This window comes from Streptomyces sp. NPDC006743, from assembly GCF_040703815.1.
In the GTDB taxonomy this organism is placed as follows: domain Bacteria; phylum Actinomycetota; class Actinomycetes; order Streptomycetales; family Streptomycetaceae; genus Streptomyces.
Map to the genome: position 1 here is coordinate 143,718 of NZ_JBEYJA010000001.1, position 19,080 is coordinate 162,797.

20 protein-coding genes are annotated in these 19,080 nt (G+C 73.7%); 8 read left to right on the forward strand and 12 right to left on the reverse strand.

The features are described from left to right. Positions 1-92: 92 nt before the first annotated feature. The 3 genes from ABZ719_RS00585 to ABZ719_RS00595 form a co-directional block, all read right to left on the reverse strand. Positions 93-443: a hypothetical protein gene (locus ABZ719_RS00585; protein ID WP_366723053.1), complete on the reverse strand. Its 351-nt coding sequence runs from the start codon at positions 441-443 to the stop codon at positions 93-95. 155 nt (positions 444-598) lie between these two features. Further along, a complete protein-coding gene (locus ABZ719_RS00590; protein ID WP_366723054.1) occupies positions 599-1,144 on the reverse strand; it encodes an EF-hand domain-containing protein in 546 nt (181 codons plus the stop codon). A gap of 404 nt (positions 1,145-1,548) precedes the next feature. After that, a complete protein-coding gene (locus tag ABZ719_RS00595) occupies positions 1,549-2,292 on the reverse strand; it encodes a helix-turn-helix domain-containing protein (protein ID WP_366723055.1) in 744 nt (247 codons plus the stop codon). Positions 2,293-2,451: 159 nt separating this feature from the next. On the opposite strand from ABZ719_RS00595, the gene ABZ719_RS00600 reads away from it, so the two are divergent. Then, positions 2,452-3,477, forward strand: a complete 1,026-nt coding sequence (locus tag ABZ719_RS00600; RefSeq protein ID WP_366723056.1) for a hypothetical protein — start codon at positions 2,452-2,454, stop codon at positions 3,475-3,477. Positions 3,478-3,575: 98 nt separating this feature from the next. Here the strand turns inward: ABZ719_RS00600 and ABZ719_RS00605 are convergent, their stop codons facing one another. Both ABZ719_RS00605 and ABZ719_RS00610 read right to left on the reverse strand, forming a co-directional pair. Beyond that, complete coding sequence (locus tag ABZ719_RS00605) at positions 3,576-3,941, reverse strand: DUF4440 domain-containing protein (protein ID WP_366723057.1); 366 nt, start codon at positions 3,939-3,941, stop codon at positions 3,576-3,578. A 101-nt stretch (positions 3,942-4,042) separates the two neighbouring features. Continuing rightward, complete coding sequence (locus ABZ719_RS00610) at positions 4,043-4,903, reverse strand: helix-turn-helix transcriptional regulator (RefSeq protein WP_366723058.1); 861 nt, start codon at positions 4,901-4,903, stop codon at positions 4,043-4,045. A 222-nt stretch (positions 4,904-5,125) separates the two neighbouring features. Between ABZ719_RS00610 and ABZ719_RS00615 the strand changes: the two genes are divergently transcribed. Beyond that, positions 5,126-5,335, forward strand: coding sequence for a 4-oxalocrotonate tautomerase family protein (locus tag ABZ719_RS00615; protein WP_366723059.1), 210 nt, complete (start codon positions 5,126-5,128; stop codon positions 5,333-5,335). Between the two features lie 257 nt (positions 5,336-5,592). On the opposite strand, the gene ABZ719_RS00620 is transcribed toward ABZ719_RS00615, so the two are convergent. From ABZ719_RS00620 to ABZ719_RS00630, 3 genes are all read right to left on the reverse strand, one after another. Continuing rightward, positions 5,593-7,050, reverse strand: a complete 1,458-nt coding sequence (locus ABZ719_RS00620; protein WP_366723060.1) for a hydrolase — start codon at positions 7,048-7,050, stop codon at positions 5,593-5,595. 224 nt (positions 7,051-7,274) lie between these two features. Further along, positions 7,275-7,979, reverse strand: coding sequence for an RraA family protein (locus ABZ719_RS00625; protein WP_366723061.1), 705 nt, complete (start codon positions 7,977-7,979; stop codon positions 7,275-7,277). Positions 7,980-8,526: 547 nt separating this feature from the next. Next, a complete protein-coding gene (locus ABZ719_RS00630) occupies positions 8,527-9,195 on the reverse strand; it encodes a response regulator transcription factor (protein WP_366723062.1) in 669 nt (222 codons plus the stop codon). 446 nt (positions 9,196-9,641) lie between these two features. Between ABZ719_RS00630 and ABZ719_RS00635 the strand changes: the two genes are divergently transcribed. Further along, on the forward strand, positions 9,642-10,607 hold the full coding sequence (locus ABZ719_RS00635; RefSeq protein WP_366723063.1) for an alpha/beta hydrolase: 966 nt from the start codon (positions 9,642-9,644) through the stop codon (positions 10,605-10,607). A 113-nt stretch (positions 10,608-10,720) separates the two neighbouring features. Here the strand turns inward: ABZ719_RS00635 and ABZ719_RS00640 are convergent, their stop codons facing one another. Then, positions 10,721-11,323, reverse strand: coding sequence for a TetR family transcriptional regulator (locus ABZ719_RS00640; RefSeq protein ID WP_366723064.1), 603 nt, complete (start codon positions 11,321-11,323; stop codon positions 10,721-10,723). Positions 11,324-11,385: 62 nt separating this feature from the next. Here ABZ719_RS00640 and ABZ719_RS00645 point away from each other — a divergent pair, with 62 nt between their 5' ends. Beyond that, the gene (locus ABZ719_RS00645; protein ID WP_366723065.1) at positions 11,386-12,318 is read left to right on the forward strand and encodes an NAD(P)H-binding protein; all 933 of its coding nucleotides are present in this window, start codon (positions 11,386-11,388) and stop codon (positions 12,316-12,318) included. A 3-nt stretch (positions 12,319-12,321) separates the two neighbouring features. Here the strand turns inward: ABZ719_RS00645 and ABZ719_RS00650 are convergent, their stop codons facing one another. Beyond that, positions 12,322-13,014 carry an NUDIX domain-containing protein gene (locus tag ABZ719_RS00650; protein ID WP_366723234.1) on the reverse strand — a complete coding sequence of 231 codons (693 nt, stop codon included), beginning with the start codon at positions 13,012-13,014 and terminating at the stop codon, positions 12,322-12,324. A gap of 122 nt (positions 13,015-13,136) precedes the next feature. Here ABZ719_RS00650 and ABZ719_RS00655 point away from each other — a divergent pair, with 122 nt between their 5' ends. After that, positions 13,137-13,895, forward strand: a complete 759-nt coding sequence (locus tag ABZ719_RS00655; RefSeq protein ID WP_366723066.1) for a DeoR/GlpR family DNA-binding transcription regulator — start codon at positions 13,137-13,139, stop codon at positions 13,893-13,895. 228 nt (positions 13,896-14,123) lie between these two features. Here the strand turns inward: ABZ719_RS00655 and ABZ719_RS00660 are convergent, their stop codons facing one another. Beyond that, positions 14,124-14,834 (reverse strand): DUF4232 domain-containing protein, encoded by a 711-nt coding sequence (locus ABZ719_RS00660; RefSeq protein ID WP_366723067.1) that lies wholly within the window; start codon positions 14,832-14,834, stop codon positions 14,124-14,126. 546 nt (positions 14,835-15,380) lie between these two features. On the opposite strand from ABZ719_RS00660, the gene ABZ719_RS00665 reads away from it, so the two are divergent. After that, the gene (locus ABZ719_RS00665) at positions 15,381-16,595 is read left to right on the forward strand and encodes a beta-ketoacyl-[acyl-carrier-protein] synthase family protein (RefSeq protein ID WP_366723068.1); all 1,215 of its coding nucleotides are present in this window, start codon (positions 15,381-15,383) and stop codon (positions 16,593-16,595) included. Between the two features lie 27 nt (positions 16,596-16,622). On the opposite strand, the gene ABZ719_RS00670 is transcribed toward ABZ719_RS00665, so the two are convergent. Further along, a complete protein-coding gene (locus ABZ719_RS00670; protein WP_366723069.1) occupies positions 16,623-17,126 on the reverse strand; it encodes an Lrp/AsnC family transcriptional regulator in 504 nt (167 codons plus the stop codon). A 136-nt stretch (positions 17,127-17,262) separates the two neighbouring features. Here ABZ719_RS00670 and ABZ719_RS00675 point away from each other — a divergent pair, with 136 nt between their 5' ends. Beyond that, positions 17,263-17,997, forward strand: a complete 735-nt coding sequence (locus ABZ719_RS00675; RefSeq protein WP_366723070.1) for a nitroreductase family protein — start codon at positions 17,263-17,265, stop codon at positions 17,995-17,997. A gap of 86 nt (positions 17,998-18,083) precedes the next feature. Next, complete coding sequence (locus ABZ719_RS00680; RefSeq protein WP_366723071.1) at positions 18,084-19,019, forward strand: LysR family transcriptional regulator; 936 nt, start codon at positions 18,084-18,086, stop codon at positions 19,017-19,019. Positions 19,020-19,080: the final 61 nt, after the last annotated feature.

Genomic DNA, 19,080 nt, shown 5'->3' on the forward strand with positions numbered 1-19,080 from the left:
TGCCAAACGGGAGTCAACGGGCCCGGGGGACGCCGGTGTTCGGCACGCACCGGGCGAACGGGCCCGCCGGAGGCCGGTCACAGGGGAACGGGTCAGGTCGCCGTCGGCTCCGGTACGAGCATGTCGTGGTGGGACGCGATCCGGCCCGCGGTGTCGAAGCGGAACTCCGTGACCAACGACCAGGCGTCCTGTCCGGCGCGCGCGGTCGCCCGCAGGACGACGACGTCACCGTCGGCTAGGAGGCTCCGCACCGTCAGCCGGAGCCCTGCGGGCAGGGCACGCCGGCCCGGGCCGGCGGGGGTCGTCCAGCCCCTGGTGAGGCTGTTGTCCTCGCCGCGGTTGACCGCCGCGACCAGGGCGAGGGCGAGTTCCTTGTTGCGCTCGCGCACAGTGCGAGCGGTGAGGAGGTCGTGCAGCACCTCACCGAGGGGGGAGATCGACACGGGCGCCATGGCAGGAGGCCCTCCCTTGTGGTTCGTCATCCCGAGCGGACAGGGGTACGGCTGTCCTGGACCACCATGGCCGTACGCCCTGGAGGGACGATGGAGGGCGGATGCACCACGGCGGCCTCCGGCACCCGGCCGGCGCCGCCCCCTCGTCAGGAGCGGGTCGGTACCGGACCGCACAACTCGTTGCCCGGGTCGGCCGGATCGTCGCTGGTCCAGAACTGGATCCACAGCTCGGTGAACTCGGGGCGGCCGAGCTGACCGTCCCCGTCCTGGTCGAGGCGGTCGAAGACGTCGGCGACGTCGACGCTCCGCCCGTGCCAGGTGTCGACGAGACGGCGGTGCTCGGCGGGAGAGATACGGCCGTCACCGTCCTCGTCGACGGCGTCGAAGACCGTCTCGGCGGTCGCGGCGACGACCCCGCGCATCGTGGGCAGCAGGTCCACCATGGCGAGGACCTCGTTCAGGTCGACCTTGCCGTCATGGTCGGTGTCCACGTGCTCCGCGAGGAGGTCCCACCAGCCCCGCAGCACCGTGTCCACGCGTGCGGCCAGCTCGGATCCCGGCCGGACGCGGGGCAGGTCCTTCCAGCGTCCGGCGAGGGCCTGGAAGTCCCGCTGGTCGAGGTAGCCGTTGGCGTCGGCGTCGAACGCGTGGAACATGGCGACGAGTTTGTCGCGCTGGAATTCACTTGCCACGGCCGGCCCTTTCTCTCGGGATCCACGGCGATCCTGCCCGCGACGAGTGAGGCCCCAACGGCGTACGGAGGCGCGGAAGAGCGCATCCGGACCCCGGTCGCGCATCCGACGCTTCGCGCGCCCCTTTCGGCCACCGGGCGCGGGCCCGCTGCGCGACGGCCCCCGAGACTCGGCCTCAGCAGTGCGGCGGCCGCCACCGGGGCCCCGGCTTCCCTCCCCCGGCCCACCGTCGCGGCAGGCGTCACCGAGACCGGGCTGCCGTCCGAGGACACCGCCCTGTCGGGTCGGCTTCATCGCTGAGTGCCTTGTTCCCCGGCGCCTGGGTGCTGCTCGGCGCCTCGTTGGCCGGAGCCCTGTCACCCGGCGCCTGGGTGCTGCTCGGCGTCTCGTGGCCCGGCGCCCTGTTACCCGGCGCCTGATTGCTGCTCGGCGGCTTGTTGTTCGGCGTCTCGTGGTCCGGCGCGTCGCTCGGCGGCGTCGAACGCGGGCACGAGCGGGGTCAGCGCCGCACGGAGCTGGTCGTGCAGCGAGCCGGAGGGCACGACCAGCCCTCCGACGTCGGAACTCCCGCCGCCCCCCACGCTCCCGGCCGGCCGGAGCCAGCCCTCCAACGCGATGCGGACCGCCGCGGCCACGCTCGCCGCGAGCACCCGGGCCGTCTGCGCCCGGACGTCACCCAGGCGTTCGGTGAGCACCGCGGTGAGAGGGGGCTCGATGCCGGCGGTGGTGTCGAGGAACGCGTCGCGCAGCGCCGCCCGGCTGGTGATCAGCAGCAGCGCCTCGTGCCCGCGCTCCCCCGCGCCCGCGGCCACGCCCGCATCCGTGTCCGTCGTCGTTTCCCGGTCCGTGTACTGCCCGAGCACCGCATCCACGACGGCGTCGGCCAGCCGCACCCCTGGCGGCCGGGCCGCGACCGCCGCCGCGATGCGCGCCTCCCGGTCCACGGTGACGGCGGAGACGATCGCCTGCTCGCGGCTGGCGAAGTAGTTGTGGTAGGTGCGGGGCGACACCCCGGCGGCCGCGGCGATGTCCTCGATCCGCACCTGGTCCGGTCCGCGCTCCACCGCCAGGCGCAGGGCCGCCTCGCGCAGCGCCTCGCGCGTGGCCTGCTTCTTCCGCTCCCGCAGTCCTGGGGGTGGTGTCGCCATGGCGACAGCGTTCCACAGAAGACTGCGCGCCCGCAAACTTGCATTCCGGCAAAAATACTTGCCACACAAACTTGCATCTGTGCAAACTTGCGCTCCTGCACTTTCACTGCCGGTCTCGGCCCGGCCGAGGCCGGCCGGCCCCGCGGAAGGGACGTCACCATGCGCGCAAGAGGAATGACCTACGACACCGGATTCGTCGTGAACGGCCGGCCGTCCCGCGACCGCCTCGACCCTGCGGTGGTCCGGCGCGAGCTGGCCATCATCCGTGACGATCTGCACTGCAACGCGGTCCAGATCACCGGCGGCGACCCGGACCGGCTGGAGTCGGCCGCCGCTGCCGCCGCGGAACTCGGCCTGGAGGTCTGGTTCTCGCCCTATCCGCTGGAGCTGGACCAGGAGCAGATCCTCACGCTCTTCCGCGACTGCGCCGAGCGAGCGGAACGGCTCCGGCGGCAGGGCGCCACCGTCGTCTTCGTCGCGGGGGTCGAACTGAGCGTGATGAACCGCGGGTTCCTGCCCGGGGAGAGCCCCGAGGAGCGGGTCGGGCTGCTGATGGCACGGCCCGAGCGGCGGGCCGAAGCGATCCGCGCGCTGGGCGTGCGCGTCAACGCGTTCCTCCGGGAGGCCGCGGCCACGGTCCGCGAGCGCTTCCGGGGCCGGCTCACCTACGCCTCCATCCAGTTCGAGCAGGTCGACTGGACCCCCTTCGACCTCGCGACGTTCGAGCTGATCCGCTCCGCGGAGGTCGCCGACCGGTTCCGGGACGCGGTGCGCACCCTGGCCCAGGGCCCCAGACCACTCGCCGTCACCGGGTTCGGCACCGCTGCCTACCGCGGCGCGGGCGACCGCGGCGGACGGGTGCTGGAAGTGGTCGAGTACGACCCGGTGACCAAGGCCCCCGCACGGCTGAACGGCGTCTACGAGCGTGACGAGGCCGGTCAGGCCGCGTACCTGAGCGAACTGCTGGAGATCTTCGAATCCGAGGGCGTGGACAGCGCGTTCGTGTTCCTGTTCGCCCTGCCCGGCTACCCGCACCGCCCCGACGGCGACCCCCGGGACGACCTGGACCGGGCCGGCCTCGGCATCGTCAAACTTCTCGAAGGACGCCGGGGGGAGACCTACCCCGACATGGACTGGGAGCCCAAGGCCGCCTTCGCGGCAGTGGCCGAGCGCTATCGGAGGTGACGGCCACGCGTCCCGCGCAGGACGCGCCGGCACGAGGTCGGCGACGCCGTCGATCCGGCGCCGCGAGATCGTCGCACCGGCAGGTGCGCGGCGTCCGTTCAGTCGGTCAGGGTGCCCTGGTGGAAGTACAGCCGCCAGCCCGTCTCCGTCAGACGCCACAGAGAGCTGCGCCATGCCCGACGGCCCTGGTGGTCGGCGAAGTACGTCAGGTGCACGACGCCCGGAGCAAGCACGACCCCGGACATCTCGCTGACCGCGACCGGGGCCTCCGGGGACACCGAGCCGCCGCTCGTCACCGTGAGGATGGACTCCACGTCCCAGCGGCGTCCGGAAGCTCCGATCTCGGTGAACTCCGGGTCCAGTAGCTCCAGGACCCGGTCCGGGGAAGCGCGCACCCCGGGATCGAGCAGCCGCATCTCCCCCTCGACGGCCGCCCGCACGGCCCGCTCGTTCTCGTCGGTCATGCGGGCAGGCTACCGGCGCTGCCGGCCAGGACACGGCGGGCGGCCCTCCGCAGCGACCACACGCACGGTGACGCGCCGCACCCGCGGCAGGCACGCGCTCTTCAGCGGGCCGAGTCGACGATGTCCTGGGTGCCGATGACCGTGAGCAGGTCGAGCAGGCCGGCGCTGTCCGTGCCGACCGCGGGGGTGAACCAGAGCAGTCGTTGCCGGCCGTCCTCGCTGAACAGGCTGAGGCAGTTGACCTCGACCAGACCGATCGCCGGGTGGTTGAGGCGCTTTCGGTCGTCCCGCCGGAACGCCACTTCATGGCAGGCCCAGAGGGCGGCGAACTCGGGCGAGGTGTCGAGCAGCGTGCCGATCATCGAGGAGGCCTCGGTGTCCTTCGCGTCCCGCCGTGCGGCGGCCGCCCGCAGATCGGCGACGAAGGCGCGGGACTGGGCATCGTGGTCGGCTCCGGGATAGAGCTGCCGGGCTTCGGGTTCGGTGAACCAGCGGTGGATGAAGCTGGCCCGGGCACCGCGGAAGCCGGACTGGTCCCCGAGCAGGACCACCGCGAGCGGGTTCTGCACCAGGGTGACGTGCAGGTCGGTGATGACCTGCGCCGGTGTCGAGGTCAGGCGCTGGAGCAGGTCGAACATGCCGGGGTGGACGTGGGAGGCGGCCCCGCCGTGCACCGGCACCGGACGGCCGGCCAGGTGGTAGAGGTGGTCGCGTTCGTCGGCGCTCAGCCGCAGCGCCCTGGCCAGGGCGGCGATCATCTGCTCCGACGGCTGGGATCCGGCTCCGCGCTCCAGCTCGTTGTAATAGTCCACCGATGCCCCGGCGAGCTGGGCGACCTCTTCGCGCCGCAGCCCGGGGACCCGGCGGCGGGGCCCGGTGGGGAGGCCCACCTCCGCCGGGCGGATGCGTTCACGCCGCGACCGCAGAAAGGACCCCAGTTCGGTGTATTTCGCAGAACCCATGGCCCCCATTCTGCGCCCGGCCGGGGTGGCGACCCAGGGGATGACGTCCCCTGGTTGCGCCGGTCAGCAGCGCTCACTCTGGAGACGTGCGCGCAAGCCCTTCCCGGTCATCGCCGCAGCCACGGCCCTCGCCGTCACCGTTGACGACCGCGACCACGCCCGGCGCACGCGCACCGCGCACCGCGCGCGGAAGAAAACAGGAATCGATCCCAGGAGAACCCAGTGCCTTTCGCCCACTTCAAGGTCCCTGCCGGCACCCTCGGCGCCGAGGACAAGAAGAAGATCGTCGAGCGCACCACCGATCTGTACGCCGAGATCTACGGTGAGCGCGCCCGCCCCACCACCGTCGTCCTCGTCGACGAGGTCCCCGACGGCGGCTGGGGCGTCGCCGGCAACGTACTCACCGCCGCCATGCTCAACGGCGACGCCTGAGTCCCGCCCCACCCGTACGGGCCCGGCACCGCAGTGCCGGGCCCGTACGGGGCGACGGGTCTGCCACGTCGGAAGGCGCCGCTGTCCAGACCCCACCGACCGGCGTTGTCCCACGGGGCCCGCCGCAGGCCGCCCGTGCCCGCCCCCTGGTACTGGACCAGCCGGTCGCCGCCCGTCGCGAGAAGGTCCGCACGGCCGTCGGCCGGCCAGTCACCGACGGCGAGGGAACCGGTCGGCGCTCGGCGTGACGGTCCGGGTCACACCTTGAGTTTGACCGCTTCGATCCACGACGCGTTGTCGTGGGTGCCGGCGTAGGTGAAGGGGTATCCGGTCCCGGGTTCGTCGCACGCCAGGCCGAGCCAGGTGTCGTTGTGGACGTAGGAGGACTGGCAGACCGTCCCTTTGCCGCCGTCGACGTTGATGGTGAAGCCCAGCATGCTCGGGGCGTCCTTCTCGGTGCTGCCGACGTAGTTGTCGATGCCGTCGACGGCGCTCGACCACGGCTTGGGGAAGTGTCCCTCGCCATTGGTCGACTCCGGGTCGTGGACGAAGGCGCCGCTGGAGGTGCCCTTGGTCCCGGACACGGCGATGTTGACGGCCTTGATCGGCATCCCCGAGCCCGCCGAGCCCGCTGTCTCGCCGTCGCACACGGCGTCGGACCAGCCGTTGCCCGGCGTGTAGACCCGGTAGCAGATGTGCCGTCCGCTCGGATCCTCTGCGGCCCGTTCCTGGACGGCGGTCGCCGCGGTCCGCTCCGGTGCCTTGCTCTCCTTCTTCTCCTTCTGCTGGGACCCACCGCCCCCCGCCGCGTCTTCGTCCCCCGCTCCGGCTCCGCCCGCCTGCTGGGTCGGGGACGGGGCCGGCGGGGCGGTCACGGCGTCGGCGGGCGGGGACGCCGGCGCCTTCGGGAGCGGTGAGGGGGCGGCCTGGAGCGTGCTGGTGCCGGCTTCCTGGAGTTTCTCGGTGGCGGCGGTGGCGACCCGGGGCTGGTGGGAGATCCACAGCATCACGAGGGTGACCGCCAGCGCCGTGAAGACACTGAGGAAGACCGCGAGCCAGCGCGGCAGGAGACCGCGCTGCACGTAGGTGCCCTCCACGTCCAGCGGGGGCACGCCCGACCGCTGCACCGCCAGGGTGTAGGGGCGCTGCTCCGCCGACCCGAACCAGATGAGCTTGCGCGGCTTCAGCGTGGTCTTCACGAACACCGCGCGGCCCGGCTCGATCTGCACGTTGCTCGGATGTATGCCGTACGACAACTGGTCACCGTTGTCGCTGCCGCTCACCGAAGCCGTCAGTTTCGTGTTGCCCACATTGTCCACGGCCAGTCGCGGACGGCCGCGGAAACGGCCCTTCACCGTCGGCGGCACCAACTCCGCCCGCACTTCGGTGAACGGGGTGATGGTGAGGTTCCCCTCCGGAACCGTCGTCGCCTCCGGATGCTCGGTCGGCGTGATCCGGACGGCGTACGGGTTCGGCCCCGCCGTCGCGTCCGGCGTACGCGGCGGGGCGAACGTCAGCTCCACCGTCCCCGTCGTCCCCGGGTACAACCGCAGTGACTGCGGCTCCACGACGGCCCACGGGGCGAGAGCGCCCACCGCCTCGAAGCGGTACTCGTCCACCACGTCGCCGGTGTTGCGCAGACGCAGCCGCACGGTCGTGGTACCACCCGGGTCCACGGTCGCGGATGCGGGTTCGAGGGAAGTCCAGAGGCTCACTCCCGGACGTTAAACGTGACAGGGGCGCCGAGTCAGTAAGCCATGGGGCACGATGACTGCCCGAAGAGGCGATGCCGACTGCCCTCGTTCCTCCCGGGCGTCGGAGGAACGGTCCGCCGGCCCCTGCCCGCCCGCCGGCCCGGACGGCGGGGCCGGCGGGGCCGGCGGCCGAAGACTGCGGCCGGGCGGTCTCCGGGAGGCCGGGAACGCCGTCTCCCGGTCTCTCACTCCTCGACGGCACCGCCGATGGCGCGCAGGTGCCGGCGGAAGGTGATGCCCTCCTTGTCGCGGACGGCGAGGTAGTCGGCGAACCGGGTCTGTTCGCGCAGGGTCTCACCGAGCCGCATCCGGGTGGCCTGGGCCCGTTCGGTGTCGCGGATGGCCGTCGCGGCCCCGGCGATGTCGGCGGCGCGGCCGGCGGGGAAGAAGAGGACCCCGTCGTCGTCGCCGAGCACGACGTCCTCGCCGGTGACCGTGGCGTCACCGCACCGCGCCCGGGTGAGCGCGTCGGGCTCCTGGGCATCGACCCGCTGCGGGCCGACGGGCAGCGCTCCCTGGCTGAAGACCGGCAGGCGGATGTCGCGCAGCTCGCGGGAGTCGCGGTGGAGGCCCCAGATGACGATTCCGGCCAGCTGGACGCGCTGGACCTCCAGGGCGACGAGATCGCCGACGCACGCCTCGTCGTCCCGTCCGCCGTTGTCGACCACGAGCACGTCCCCCGGGCGGGCGTGCCCGATGGCCTCCAGGAACACGTCGACGCTGCCGAAGTGCCGGGCGGGCCGGGCCGGGCCGACGACGTGGAAGCCCGTCCACAGCGGACGTACGCCGGCGGGGGCGTGCCGCACGGGGATGCCAAGCCGCGTGATCGCGTCGGCGACGTGAGGGGTCGTCAGGTCCGCGTAGAGGCGCTGGAGTTCGCGGGTTTCCATCAGGGTTCTCCTTGCTCTCGGTGTGCCCGCCGCGCGGGCCGGACCGGCAGGCGGTGGTGCCGGCCGGTCATCGCGACCGAGTGCTGTCGTCCCCGGCCCGCGACCGCACCGGCCGGACGGCCGGCGGCGGCGGCGCGCACGCGGTGCCGCGGGGCGGTACGGTGCCCGCCCGGGTGACGCGGCTCCCCGTGCGCCGGCCCCTCGTGGCGGGACCTTACGGCATGCCTCGCGCCCCGCGCCCCCATCCGGCCGGGACGGGCTCCCGGCCCGCTGAGGGCGCCGCGCCGGGCTGTGCGACGGCTGCCGGCGTGCCGGGCGCCGGCGGCCGGGCCGACCAGGCCCGTCCATGATCCTGGCACGGGGCGGTACGGAGTGTGGGGCGCCCCCGTGCGGTCCGGGCCGGGGCTTCGGATGCCGCCGCGATCCGGCGCGCGGGGCGGCTCCTGTGCCGCGGGGCGCCCGCCGTCGCCGGCCCCCTCCGCCGGCGGCCGCGCGCCCGGACGCGGGAACGGTCCGGGCGCGCGCCCGGTCCGCCGAGGGCGCTGTCTCAGGCGGGGTCGACGAGGCGGTAGCCGATCCCGCGGACCCTCTGGACCGGGTCCGGCCGGCCGAGCCGGCGGCGGAGCCGGCCGATCAGTGCGTCGACCGCGTCGGCGTCCGGCGGCTGCCCGTCGCCGGCGCAGCACATGGCCAGCCGGTCACGGGTGACCAGCGCGCCGCCCGCCAGCATCAGGGCCTGGAGGACCGCCTCCTCGGCGACGGTCAGGGACAGCGGTACCCCGGCGCGGGTGAACCGGCCGTCGTGCGGGGACCGTTCCAGGTCGCCGAAGCGCAGCCGGGACCCGTGGCCGACGACCACGGGGGCGCGGAAGAGGGCGAGCGCACGGGAGGTGAGGTCGGCGGTGGTGAAGGGCTTGACCAGGTGGTCGTCGGCGCCCTGCTCGACGAGGGCCACCCGTTCGGCGTACGAGTCGAGCGCGGTGAGCATCAGGACCGGGCGGCTCCAGCCGGCCCGGCGGTGGGCGGCGACCAGGCGCAGGACGTCGCCGTCGGGCTGCGCCCGGTCGCCCACGAGGCCGTGGCAGGCGCCCCCGCCCAGCTTGCGGTCGGCGCCGGCGAGGTCGGCGGCCGTGTCGGTGTCGAAGCCGATCCGCAGCAGGCACCCGCGGATCAGTGCCGCGAGGCCGGGGTCGTGCTGCACGACGAGTATGCGCATGGCGTCCGACTCTAGGCCCCCGTCGTCACCTTCCCGTCGTCGCCCGGAGGGCGGCCCCGCGGCCGGTGCGTGCGCCCGGCGTGCCGGGCGGAAGTCCGCGTACCGGGTGTACCCGGGCTTTCGTGCGGTGCGGCGAGCGGGCGTGCCAGGCGTCGCGGGGCAGGCGGGAATCCGACGACGGGCCTGGCCCTGTCCGGCGGATCACGCGCCCGACGCGGGGCCCGGCACGCCCGCCCGCGGCGCCGCCGTCACTCGCCGACGCGCCGCGCCGGTTCCCTCCTCCGCCTGCTGCTGCACGCACCGGCCCCGCTGACCTGGACCGATGAGACGCCGTGAGTCCCCTGCGGCCTGATCCGCCGCACGGGCGCTGAACGGTGGCGGCGCGGCGGGAACCGGCGGCCGGGAAGGCGCCCCCCGCGCCGGGCGACGGCGCGTACGCTCGGCCCATGGTCGAACACCGCGTGGTCCCTGTGAACGGGATCCGGCTGCACATCGCCGAGCAGGGCGAAGGCCCCCTGGTCGTGCTTCTGCACGGCTTCCCCGAGTCCTGGCGCTCCTGGCGCCACCAGTTCGGTCCGCTGGCCGAGGCGGGATTCCGCGTCGTCGCGCCGGACCAGCGCGGCTACGGCCGCAGCGACCACCCCGCCGACGTGGGGGCGTACACCATCCTGCACCTGGTCGGTGACGTCGTCGGGCTGGTCCGGGCGCTGGGCGAGGAGAGGGCGTACGTCGTCGGGCACGACTGGGGGGCGCCGGTGGCCTGGCACACCGCGCTGATGCGCCCGGACATGGTCCTCGGGGTGGCGGGGCTGAGTGTGCCGCCGCCGTTCCGGGGCAAGGAGCCGCCGCTGGCCGCCATGGACCGGGCGTTCGGCGGACGCTTCTACTGGAACTACTTCAACCGCCCCGGTGTCGCCGACGCCGAGTTCGGGCGGGACACGCGCACAGCGCTGCGGAAGTTCATCTACTCGGCCTCGGGTGACGCTCCCGGCGGTGTGAAGCAGCCGCTCGTCGACCCGGAGCGCGGCTGGCTCGCGGCCATGCCGGACCCCGAGACGCTGCCCGGCTGGCTCACCGAGGACGACCTCGACGCGCTCACCGAGAGCTTCTCCGAGGGCTTCACCGGTGCGCTCAACTGGTACCGCAACCTCGACCGCAACTGGGAACTGACCGCGCCGTGGGCCGACGCGGTCGTGACCACGCCTGCCCTGTACGTGTACGGCGACCGCGACCCCGTTCCCGCCTTCCCCGGCGCGCCCGAACTCATCGCGAGCCTTCCCGACCGGATGCCCGGCCTGCGGAGCCGGCCTGTCGCGCTCGCGGGCTGCGGACACTGGACCCAGCAGGAACGTCCGGCCGAGGTGAACGCGGCCCTCCTCGACTTCCTCCGCTCCTGCCCGCCGCGCCCGTGACCCGGCGCGGCCCCTCGCCGGGAGGCCGGTGAACTCCCCGCCGCGCGGGATCATCCGCAGCGGCGGGGCGGACGAGGCCTTTTCGGCCGCTCGACGCCGAAGGAGCCGGCCCGTCACCGCAGCCTGGCGAAGGCCTGATCGGCGTCGGCGACGGCCTCGGGGTGTACGTCGCGGGCGGTGCGGCCGTCGGCGATCTTCTGCCAGTTGGTGCGGGCGAGCACCCGCTGGACCGCGAGCACCTGGGCCGCTCTCAGCCGTGCCTGGACGTCCGGCCCCGGATCGAGGGCCTCCGCCAGCGCCTGCTCGTCCTCGAGCATGTACTGCGTGAGCCGTCCCGCCAGGCTGGGCGTGGTGAACACCAGACGGTGGAAGTCCACCACCGCGGGATGGTCGCACAGGCCGGTGACGGGCTCGTGCCGGTCGAGACCGGCCCGGAAGTGCCGGTGCAGCGCCACCGTCGGGGAGACGCCGGGCCGCCGCTCACGCACGACGCGCGCGGCCTCACCCTGGTGGTCCGCGAACCGGTGCAGCACCAGGTCCTCTTTGGTGGGGAAGTACCGGAAGAGGGTGGGCTTGGAGACCTCGGCCGCGGCCGCGATGTCGCTGACCGAGACCTGGTCGAACCCGTGCGCCAGGAACAGGGAGACCGCCGCCTCGGCGATGGCGTCACGGGTCCGCGCCTTCTTGCGGGCGCGCAGCCCCGTCGGTTCGGTCACCCGCTCAGCATAACATTCTTGACTGGGTTGCTTTTTTAACCCGGTAACGCTTTGATGCCCGGGTGACTCGTTCAGACCTTCCCGCAGCGGACACCGCCTCCCCCTCGGCCCGGCCCTCCATGCCCCCGGTGCTCGTCACCGGAGCCACCGGCCGGATCGGACGCGCGGTCATCGACCAGCTCCTCGGCGCGGGCGTGCCGGTCCGCGCCCTCACGCGGCGCGCCGAAGCGGCGGCGACGCTGCCGGCCGGCGTCGAAGCCGTCACCGGCGACCTCACCGTGCCCGCCTCGCTCGACGGGGCGCTGCGGGGCACCGGCGCGGTCTTCCTCCTGTGGACCGCGCCGCCGGCGACCGCCGAGGCGGTGGTCGAGCGGCTGGCGGCCCACACCCGGCGCGTCGTCTTCCTCTCCTCGCCGCACCGGACACCGCACCCCTTCTTCCAGCAGCCGAACCCCATGGCGGCGCTGCACGCCGGGATCGAGCGGCTCATCGCGGCCACCGGGATCGAGTCGACGGTCGTCCGGCCGGGCATGCTCGCGTCCAACTCGTCGGCCTGGTGGGGTCCCGCCGTCCGCGCCGGCGATGTCGTCCGGTGGCCCTACGGCGCCGCCGAGACCGCACCCGTCGACGACCGGGACGTCGCGGCCGTCGCGGCACGGACGCTGTACCAGGACGGGCACGCCGGCGGTGACTACGTCCTCACCGGTCCCGAGTCACTGAGCCAGGCGGAGCAGGTGGAGATCATCGGGAAGGTCCTGGGACGCCCGGTCGGGTTCAGCGAGCTGTCCCCGGAGGAGTTCCGCAGCCGGACGGAGGGGGAGGCACCGCGGCCGGTCGTCGACATGCTGCTCACCGCCTGGCGCGCGACGCTCGGCAGGCCCGCCCACGTCACCTCCGCCGTGTCCGACGTGCTCGGGGTGCCGCCGAGGACGTTCTCCCGGTGGGTCGCCGATCACGCCGGCGCGTTCGGGCACGCCCCGTCACCGTCCAGCTGAACTTCACCGGGTGTGCGGCTCCTGCCCGTCGCGCCGCGGGGCGAACGGTCCGTGCAGGGCCGCCCACTGGAGGAGCAGGATGGTCTTGCCGTCCGCGATGCGGCCGTCGCGGGTCATGTCCAGGGCCTGCGGGAAAGGGAGTTCGAGGACCTCGATGTCCTCGCCGTCCTCCTCCAGTCCGCCACCGTCCCCGGTCCGGTCGGCCGGGGTGTAGGGCGCGGCGAAGAAGTGGAGGCGCTCGGTGACGGAGCCGGGGCTCATGTAGGCGTCGAGGACGTGGGTGAGGGGACCGAGGGTCACCCCGAGTTCCTCGGCGCTCTCGCGGCGGACCGCGGTGTACGCGTCGTCCGCGTCGAGCAGCCCGGCCGCGGCCTCGACGAGCATGCCGTCGGGGTGGTCGTTCACGTAGGCCGGGTAGCGGAACTGGCGGGTGAGCAGGACGCGGCCGCGCGCGGTGTCGTAGGGCAGGACGACGGCGCCGTTGCCGCGGTCGTAGGTCTCGCGCTGCTGGGTCTCCCACCGTCCGTCGCGGCGGCGGTAGTCGAAGGTGGTGCGGCGCAGGACGTGCCAGCCCCGGGAGGTGAGTTCGACGTCGCGCACCCGGACGCCGGGGTTGCGGTCGAGGCCGCGGCCGGCCCGGTCGAGGCCGGTGCGCCCGCGGTGGTCGGGGATGTCGATGCCCGGTCGGCCTGTCACACGGATCTCCTCGGGGACGACGAGCTGGGGATGGTCGGTCACAGCCGCTAAGATACATGCAGAAACGTGCAAGAACAGGCACGAGTATTGACGCTGCGGGACCTGAGCAAGGGGAAACGTGAATGCTGGCTGCTGAACGGCGGGAGCACCTGCTCGCCCTGCTCGCCCGCAGGGGAAAGATCGTGGCGAAGGAAGTCGCCGCCGAGCTGGGCATCTCGGAGGACAGCGTGCGGCGCGACCTGCGCGATCTCGCCGCCGAGGGGCTGTGCCAGCGGGTCTACGGCGGCGCGCTGCCCGTCTCCCCGGCGGTGGCGGACTACGGGGCCCGGCAGGCGGTGGCCCCGGACGGCAAGCGGAAGGTGGCCGCGGCGGCCGTCGGGCTGGTGCGCCCGGGCGGCACGGTGATCCTCGACGGTGGCACCACCGCCCTCGCCGTCGCCCGCGCGCTCCCCCGGGACCTCTCCTGCACGGTGATCACCCACAGCCCCACGATCGCCGCCGCGCTGCTCGACCATCCCCGGGCGGAGCTCTTCCTGCTCGGCGGGCGCCTCTTCAAGCACTCGGCGGTCACCTGCGGTGCCGCCGCGGTCGAGGCCGCGCAGAACGTGTCCGCGGACATCTTCCTGCTCGGTGTCACCGGGGTGCACCCCGAGGCCGGACTGACCACGGGAGACGCCGAGGAGGCGGCGATGAAGCGCGCCCTGTCGGCACGGGCCGCGGACACCTACGTCCTCGCCTCCTCGGAGAAGATCGGCACGGCTTCACCGTTCCGCGTCCTGCCCTGGGAGGGGATCAGCGGCCTGATCACCGACGCCGGTCCCCGCGACACCGTCGTCGAACAGCTCGAGGTGCTCGGCGTGGAGATCCTGGCAGCCGTCTGACACCGGCTCCGGGACCCCATGCCTGCGGCACCGTGCGGGAGTGCCGGTCGGCCGAGAGGGTCCGCGCGCCCCTCGTCGTCGAGTCCGAAAGGCCCCCTCGGGAATCAGCCATGCCCCGGTCCTCTCAGGAGGAGCAGGCAGGGCGGCGGCCCCGGATGCGGGGTGCGGCGCGTCTCGCCGCGGGCCGGTGTGCGGCGGCCCGCGGCGCCTTGGCGGCCGGACGTGCGGTCAGCCGCCCTGGCCGGCGCTGCCCACCGGGCCCACCGTCACCCGGGAGGTGGTGCTGTCCGTGACGGGCAGCGTGGCGGCGCCGGGCCACGCGAGGGTGACCGTCCTGGTCTCGTTCGGCGGCGTCACCAGCAGCCCCGTGACGCGGACGCCGGAACCGCCCGTGTCGTTGGTCGGGTAGTGGATGCCGAAGGCGATCGACTGCCCGTTCTCGAGGACCGACGAGGTGGCCTTCTCACCCGTGCGCTTCGCCGACAGCGAGCCCTCCTTGAGCTTCAGGTCGACACCCGCGTACCCCGAGATCGTGCAGGCCCGGCCGCCGCGGTTCTTCATCGTCACGGCTACGGTGCGGTCGGGGTCGCCGTCGATGGTGGTGTCCGCCGCCGTGATCTCCAGCTCGTCGGTACGGCACCTGGCGGCCTTGCCGGTCGTGCCCGCCGCGTCGGATCCGGCGCCCGCGGCCGTGCCCTGCCCGGAGGAGCTCTTGCCCGCCGTGCCGCTCCCGGCCGAGCCGGCGCCCTCGGAGTCCTGCGCGCCGCCGCCCTGACCGGAGTTGCCGCCCGCTCCCGTCCCGCCGTCCGAGGAGGACGCGGTGGACGCGGCCGACGGGTCGCTCTGTCCCGTCGTGCCGCCGTCGTCGTTCTGGCAGGCGGTGAGCGAGAGGCTCGCGGCGACGGCCAGGGCGGCGAAGGTGAGCTTGTGAACGCGCATCGTTTTCCTCAGTTCGGTTGTGGGGACCGGCCGTTCGGTACAAGTCCGTACCCCTCCGTGCGGGTCGGCGGGAGTCTCGGTACCGGCGAGCGATTCTGACCGACAGGACTGGTCGGTCACGGTGAGCCGTTCCCCGCCGGCGCCCGCTGATACATCCCTGTGACACGCCTCGGCGCGCGACGCCCGCCGCCACCGCGAGCGCCCCTTTCACGCCTGCCGGACAGCGCCGCCCGCTGGGACAGACCCGTGACCCGGTGGATCTTGACCAGTGTCCCAGGCGCGGCACACGCACTCACGCCCAGGCCCCCCCCCCCCGGGGCGGGGTCGGAGCGGGCGGGACCGGAGCGGGGCGGGACCGAGGGCCGTCGGAGCCGGGCCCGCTCGCCGGGCCGCGCCACCCCGCCCCCCATGGATTGTCGGAAAGTGACAATCTCTCGCCGGTGATTCGGTCACCTCACCTCCTGACTGACCCTGCTCAGGCTGGCATGATCGCTCCGAGGGCACGTCAGGTGCTCTGTGGGATCCGCACAGTTGGAGGAGGCTCGCGTGACGCGTGACCATCAGGTGCTGGTGACGGGCGTCGGTGCGATGACGCCCCTGGGGGCCGACGCGCCGTCGACCTGGTCGGGGCTGCTGGAGGGCAGGTCGGGGGTGCGCCTCCTGGAGGAGGAGTGGGCCGCGGACCTCCCCGTGCACGTCGCGGCCGGGCTCACGGTGGATCCCGCCTCCCTGCTGCCGAGGACCGAGGCCAGGAAGCTCGACCGCGCTGAGCAGATCGCCCTCCTCAGCGCGCGCGAGGCCTGGCGGGACGCCGGGAACCCGCAGGTCGAGCCGGAACGATTCGCCGTCGTCATCGGCACGGGCACCGGCGGCGTCCTCACCACCCTGGGGCAGGACGACGTCTTCGAACGTGCCGGGATCCGCCGCATGTCCCCGTTCGCGGTCCCGATGCTGATGCCGAACGGGCCGGCCGCCTGGGTGAGCATGGACCTGGGCGCGAAGGGCGGCGCCAGGACTCCGGTGAGTGCCTGCGCGTCCGGGGCGGAGGCACTGGCCCTGGGTCAGGATCTGATCCGCTGCGGGCGGGCCGACGTGGTCGTGGCGGGCGGGGTGGAGGCGTGCCTGCACCCCTTCACCCTCGCGGCGTTCGCCCAGATGAAGGCCCTGTCGACGCGGTCCGCGGACCCGGAGACCGTGTCCCGCCCGTTCGACGTCGGACGGTCCGGGTTCGTCATGGGTGAGGGCGCGGGGATGATGGTGCTCGAACGCGCCGGGTTCGCCCGGGCCCGTGGCGCACGTGCCCGCGGCACGCTGGCCGGCAGCGCCGTGAGTTCGAGCGCGCACCACATCACGGCCTCCGACGCCGACGGCCAGGCCTTCGCCATGGAACTCGCGCTGCGCGACGCGGGCCTGGCCCCGGCGGACATCGGCGTCGTGCACGCCCACGCCACCTCCACCGAGTCCGGTGACCTGGCGGAGGCCGAGGCGATCGGCCGGGTGATCGGAACCCATGCCGCGGTGACGGCGACGAAGTCCATGACCGGTCACATGGTGGGCGCCTCCGGAACGGTCGGCGCCATGGCGGCGCTGTTCGCGCTCGCGGACGGCACGGTGCCGGCCACGCGCAACCTCGACGAACCCGACCCGCGCGTGGAACTGGACGTGGTGCGGGGCGAGCGGCGCACCGGGCGGTGGTCCGCCGCGCTGGCCAACTCGTTCGGCTTCGGCGGGCACAACGTCACGCTCGTCCTCACCGTGTGACGGCCAGACAGTGAACGCGCCGCCGGACTACCGCAGGTGTGTCTCCTGGTCTCCTAAGAGACCGGCCACCTCGTCGACCAGGGGCTGCACCCGGTGAGGGATGACCGTGCTCAGTGCGATGACCGTCGTGCTGCGCCGGACGCCCGGGACCTCGAGGACGTGGTCGATGACCTGCTGCACGTGCTGGTTGCTCACGCCCACGATGCGGCACCAGATGTCGCCGGGGCCCGTCACGATGTGCGCCTCGATGATCTGCGGCACGGCCCGCAGGCGGGCGGTGATGGCCTCGCGGGCGGGCTGGTCCACCTCGAACGTGGTGAACGCCTGGACCCCGTGGCCGAGAGCGGCGACGTCCACGTCCGGTCCGTAGCCGGTCACCACGCCGGAGCCGGTCAGCCGGTCGAGCCGGGCCTGCAGCGTGCCGCGCGCGACGCCGAGCCGGCGGGCGATCTCCAGCAGGCCCTCTCGCGGGCGCTCCCGCAGCAGGCGCAGCATCCGGCCGTCGAGCGCGTCGAGTCCCTGCCGTGCCACCGTTCCTGCCGATCTGTGACCTGTGAGGCACCTGCACGCCTCATTAGCTGTCAGATTAGCAACGGCGTGCGGAGTCTGTTGCCCGTTCGGCTGCCGGCGGCCCACGCTGTGGGCTCCCGGTCCATGAGGAGCAGTCGTGAGGCAGCACACCCACCCGTTCGTCCCCTACCGGCCCGACCGGTACGACGAGGCCGAGACGGTCCGGCGGGGGAAGGACTTCGTGTCCTTCCTCGACCGCCGGCGCAGCGTGCGGTTCTTCAGCGACGAGCCGGTCCCGCGCGCGTGCGTCGACCTGGCCGTGGCCGCCGCGAACACCGCGCCCAGCGGGGCCCACTTCCAGCCGTGGAAGTTCGCCGTGATCGGTGACGCCGAGACCAGGCACCGCATCAGGCTCGCCGCCGAGGAGGAGGAGAAGGTCAACTACGAGGGCGGGCGGATCCCGCCCGAGTGGCGTGCCGCGCTCGCGCGTCTGGAGACGGACGCGGACAAGTCCTTCCTCGACGTCGTGCCGTGGATCGTGGTCTGCTTCGCCGAGAAGAGCACGGTGCTGCCGGACGGCTCGCTGCGCAAGAACTACTACGTGAACGAGAGCGTGGGCATCGCGTGCGGCCTGTTCATCGCCGCCCTGCACGCGATGGGGCTGAGCACCCTGCCCCACACGCCCAACCCGATGCGCTTCCTCACCGAGATCTGCGAGCGGCCCGGCAACGAACGGCCCTACATCCTCTTCCCCGTCGGCTACGCCGCGGCCGACTGCGAGGTGCCCGACCTGGCCCGCAAGCCGCTGGCGGAGGCGATCGCCGAGAGCCCGGGCGGCCGGCCCGGGCGGGACCGGAGGACGGCCCCGCCGCGCAGGGGGCCGGTCCTGTAGAGGCGGTACCCTCGGTGACTCACCGGCTCCTGTCGTGCACCGCGCGGCGGACGGGAACGTGACGACGGGATCTGGGGTGGCACGGCATGGACCTCGAAGCGGTACGCACCTTCGTCGCCGTCGTGGAAGCGGGCCAGTTCCAGAAGGCCGCCGCCGACCTGTCGATCACCCAGCAGGCCGTCTCCAAGCGTGTCGCCGCCCTGGAGCGCGACCTCGGGGTGCGGCTGTTCACCCGCACGCCGCGGGGTGCCGAGCCCACCGTCGACGGACAGGCGTTCCTGCCCCACGCGCGGGAACTGCTGCGCGTCGCCGAGCGGGCGGTCGCCTCCGTGCGCACCGGCCGCCGTCCGCTGCGCGTGGACGTGATCAACTCGCGCGGCGCGGCCTCGGGCCTGATGCGCGGCTTCCACCGCGCCCACCCCGAGATCGACCTCGACGTGGTGATGCTGTTCGACCTCGGCACGGCCGTCGCCGCGCTCCGCTCCGGTACGGTCGACGCGTCCTTCCGCGCCGTCGCCGTGCCCGGGCGGCCCCTTCCCGAGGACATCGAGTCCGTCCGGGTGCTCGACGAGCCGCTCCAGCTCCTCACCGGACCCGACCACGCGCTGGCCGGCGCCCGCTCGCTGAGCGTCGCGCAGCTCGCCGGGCACCGGATCTGGATGCCCGGGATCGTCCCCGGCACCGAGTGGGCCGCCTACTACGACGACCTCGTCGCCGAGTTCGGCCTCACCATCGAGGCGAGCGGACCCAACTTCGGTTCGGACGCGCTCCTCGACACCGTCGCCGGCAACCCGGCCCTGGCCACCTTCATGGGCGAGTACACCCGTCTGATCTGGCCGGCCGGCCACGGCCTGCGCCGTATCCCGGTCACCGGCCCGACGCCCGTCTACCCGCACTCGCTCCTGTGGCACCGGGACAATCCCCACCCGGCGCTGGCCACCCTCCGCGCCCATCTCACCGCCGGCCCGGCCGGTCACGGCGCCGCCGGGACGTGGGTGCCGGACTGGGTGGTTCCGCGCTGAGCGCCCCGCGCCCGGCCCCTCGTCCTCACCTCACGTCCTCACCCCCCGCCTCCCGCGCCTC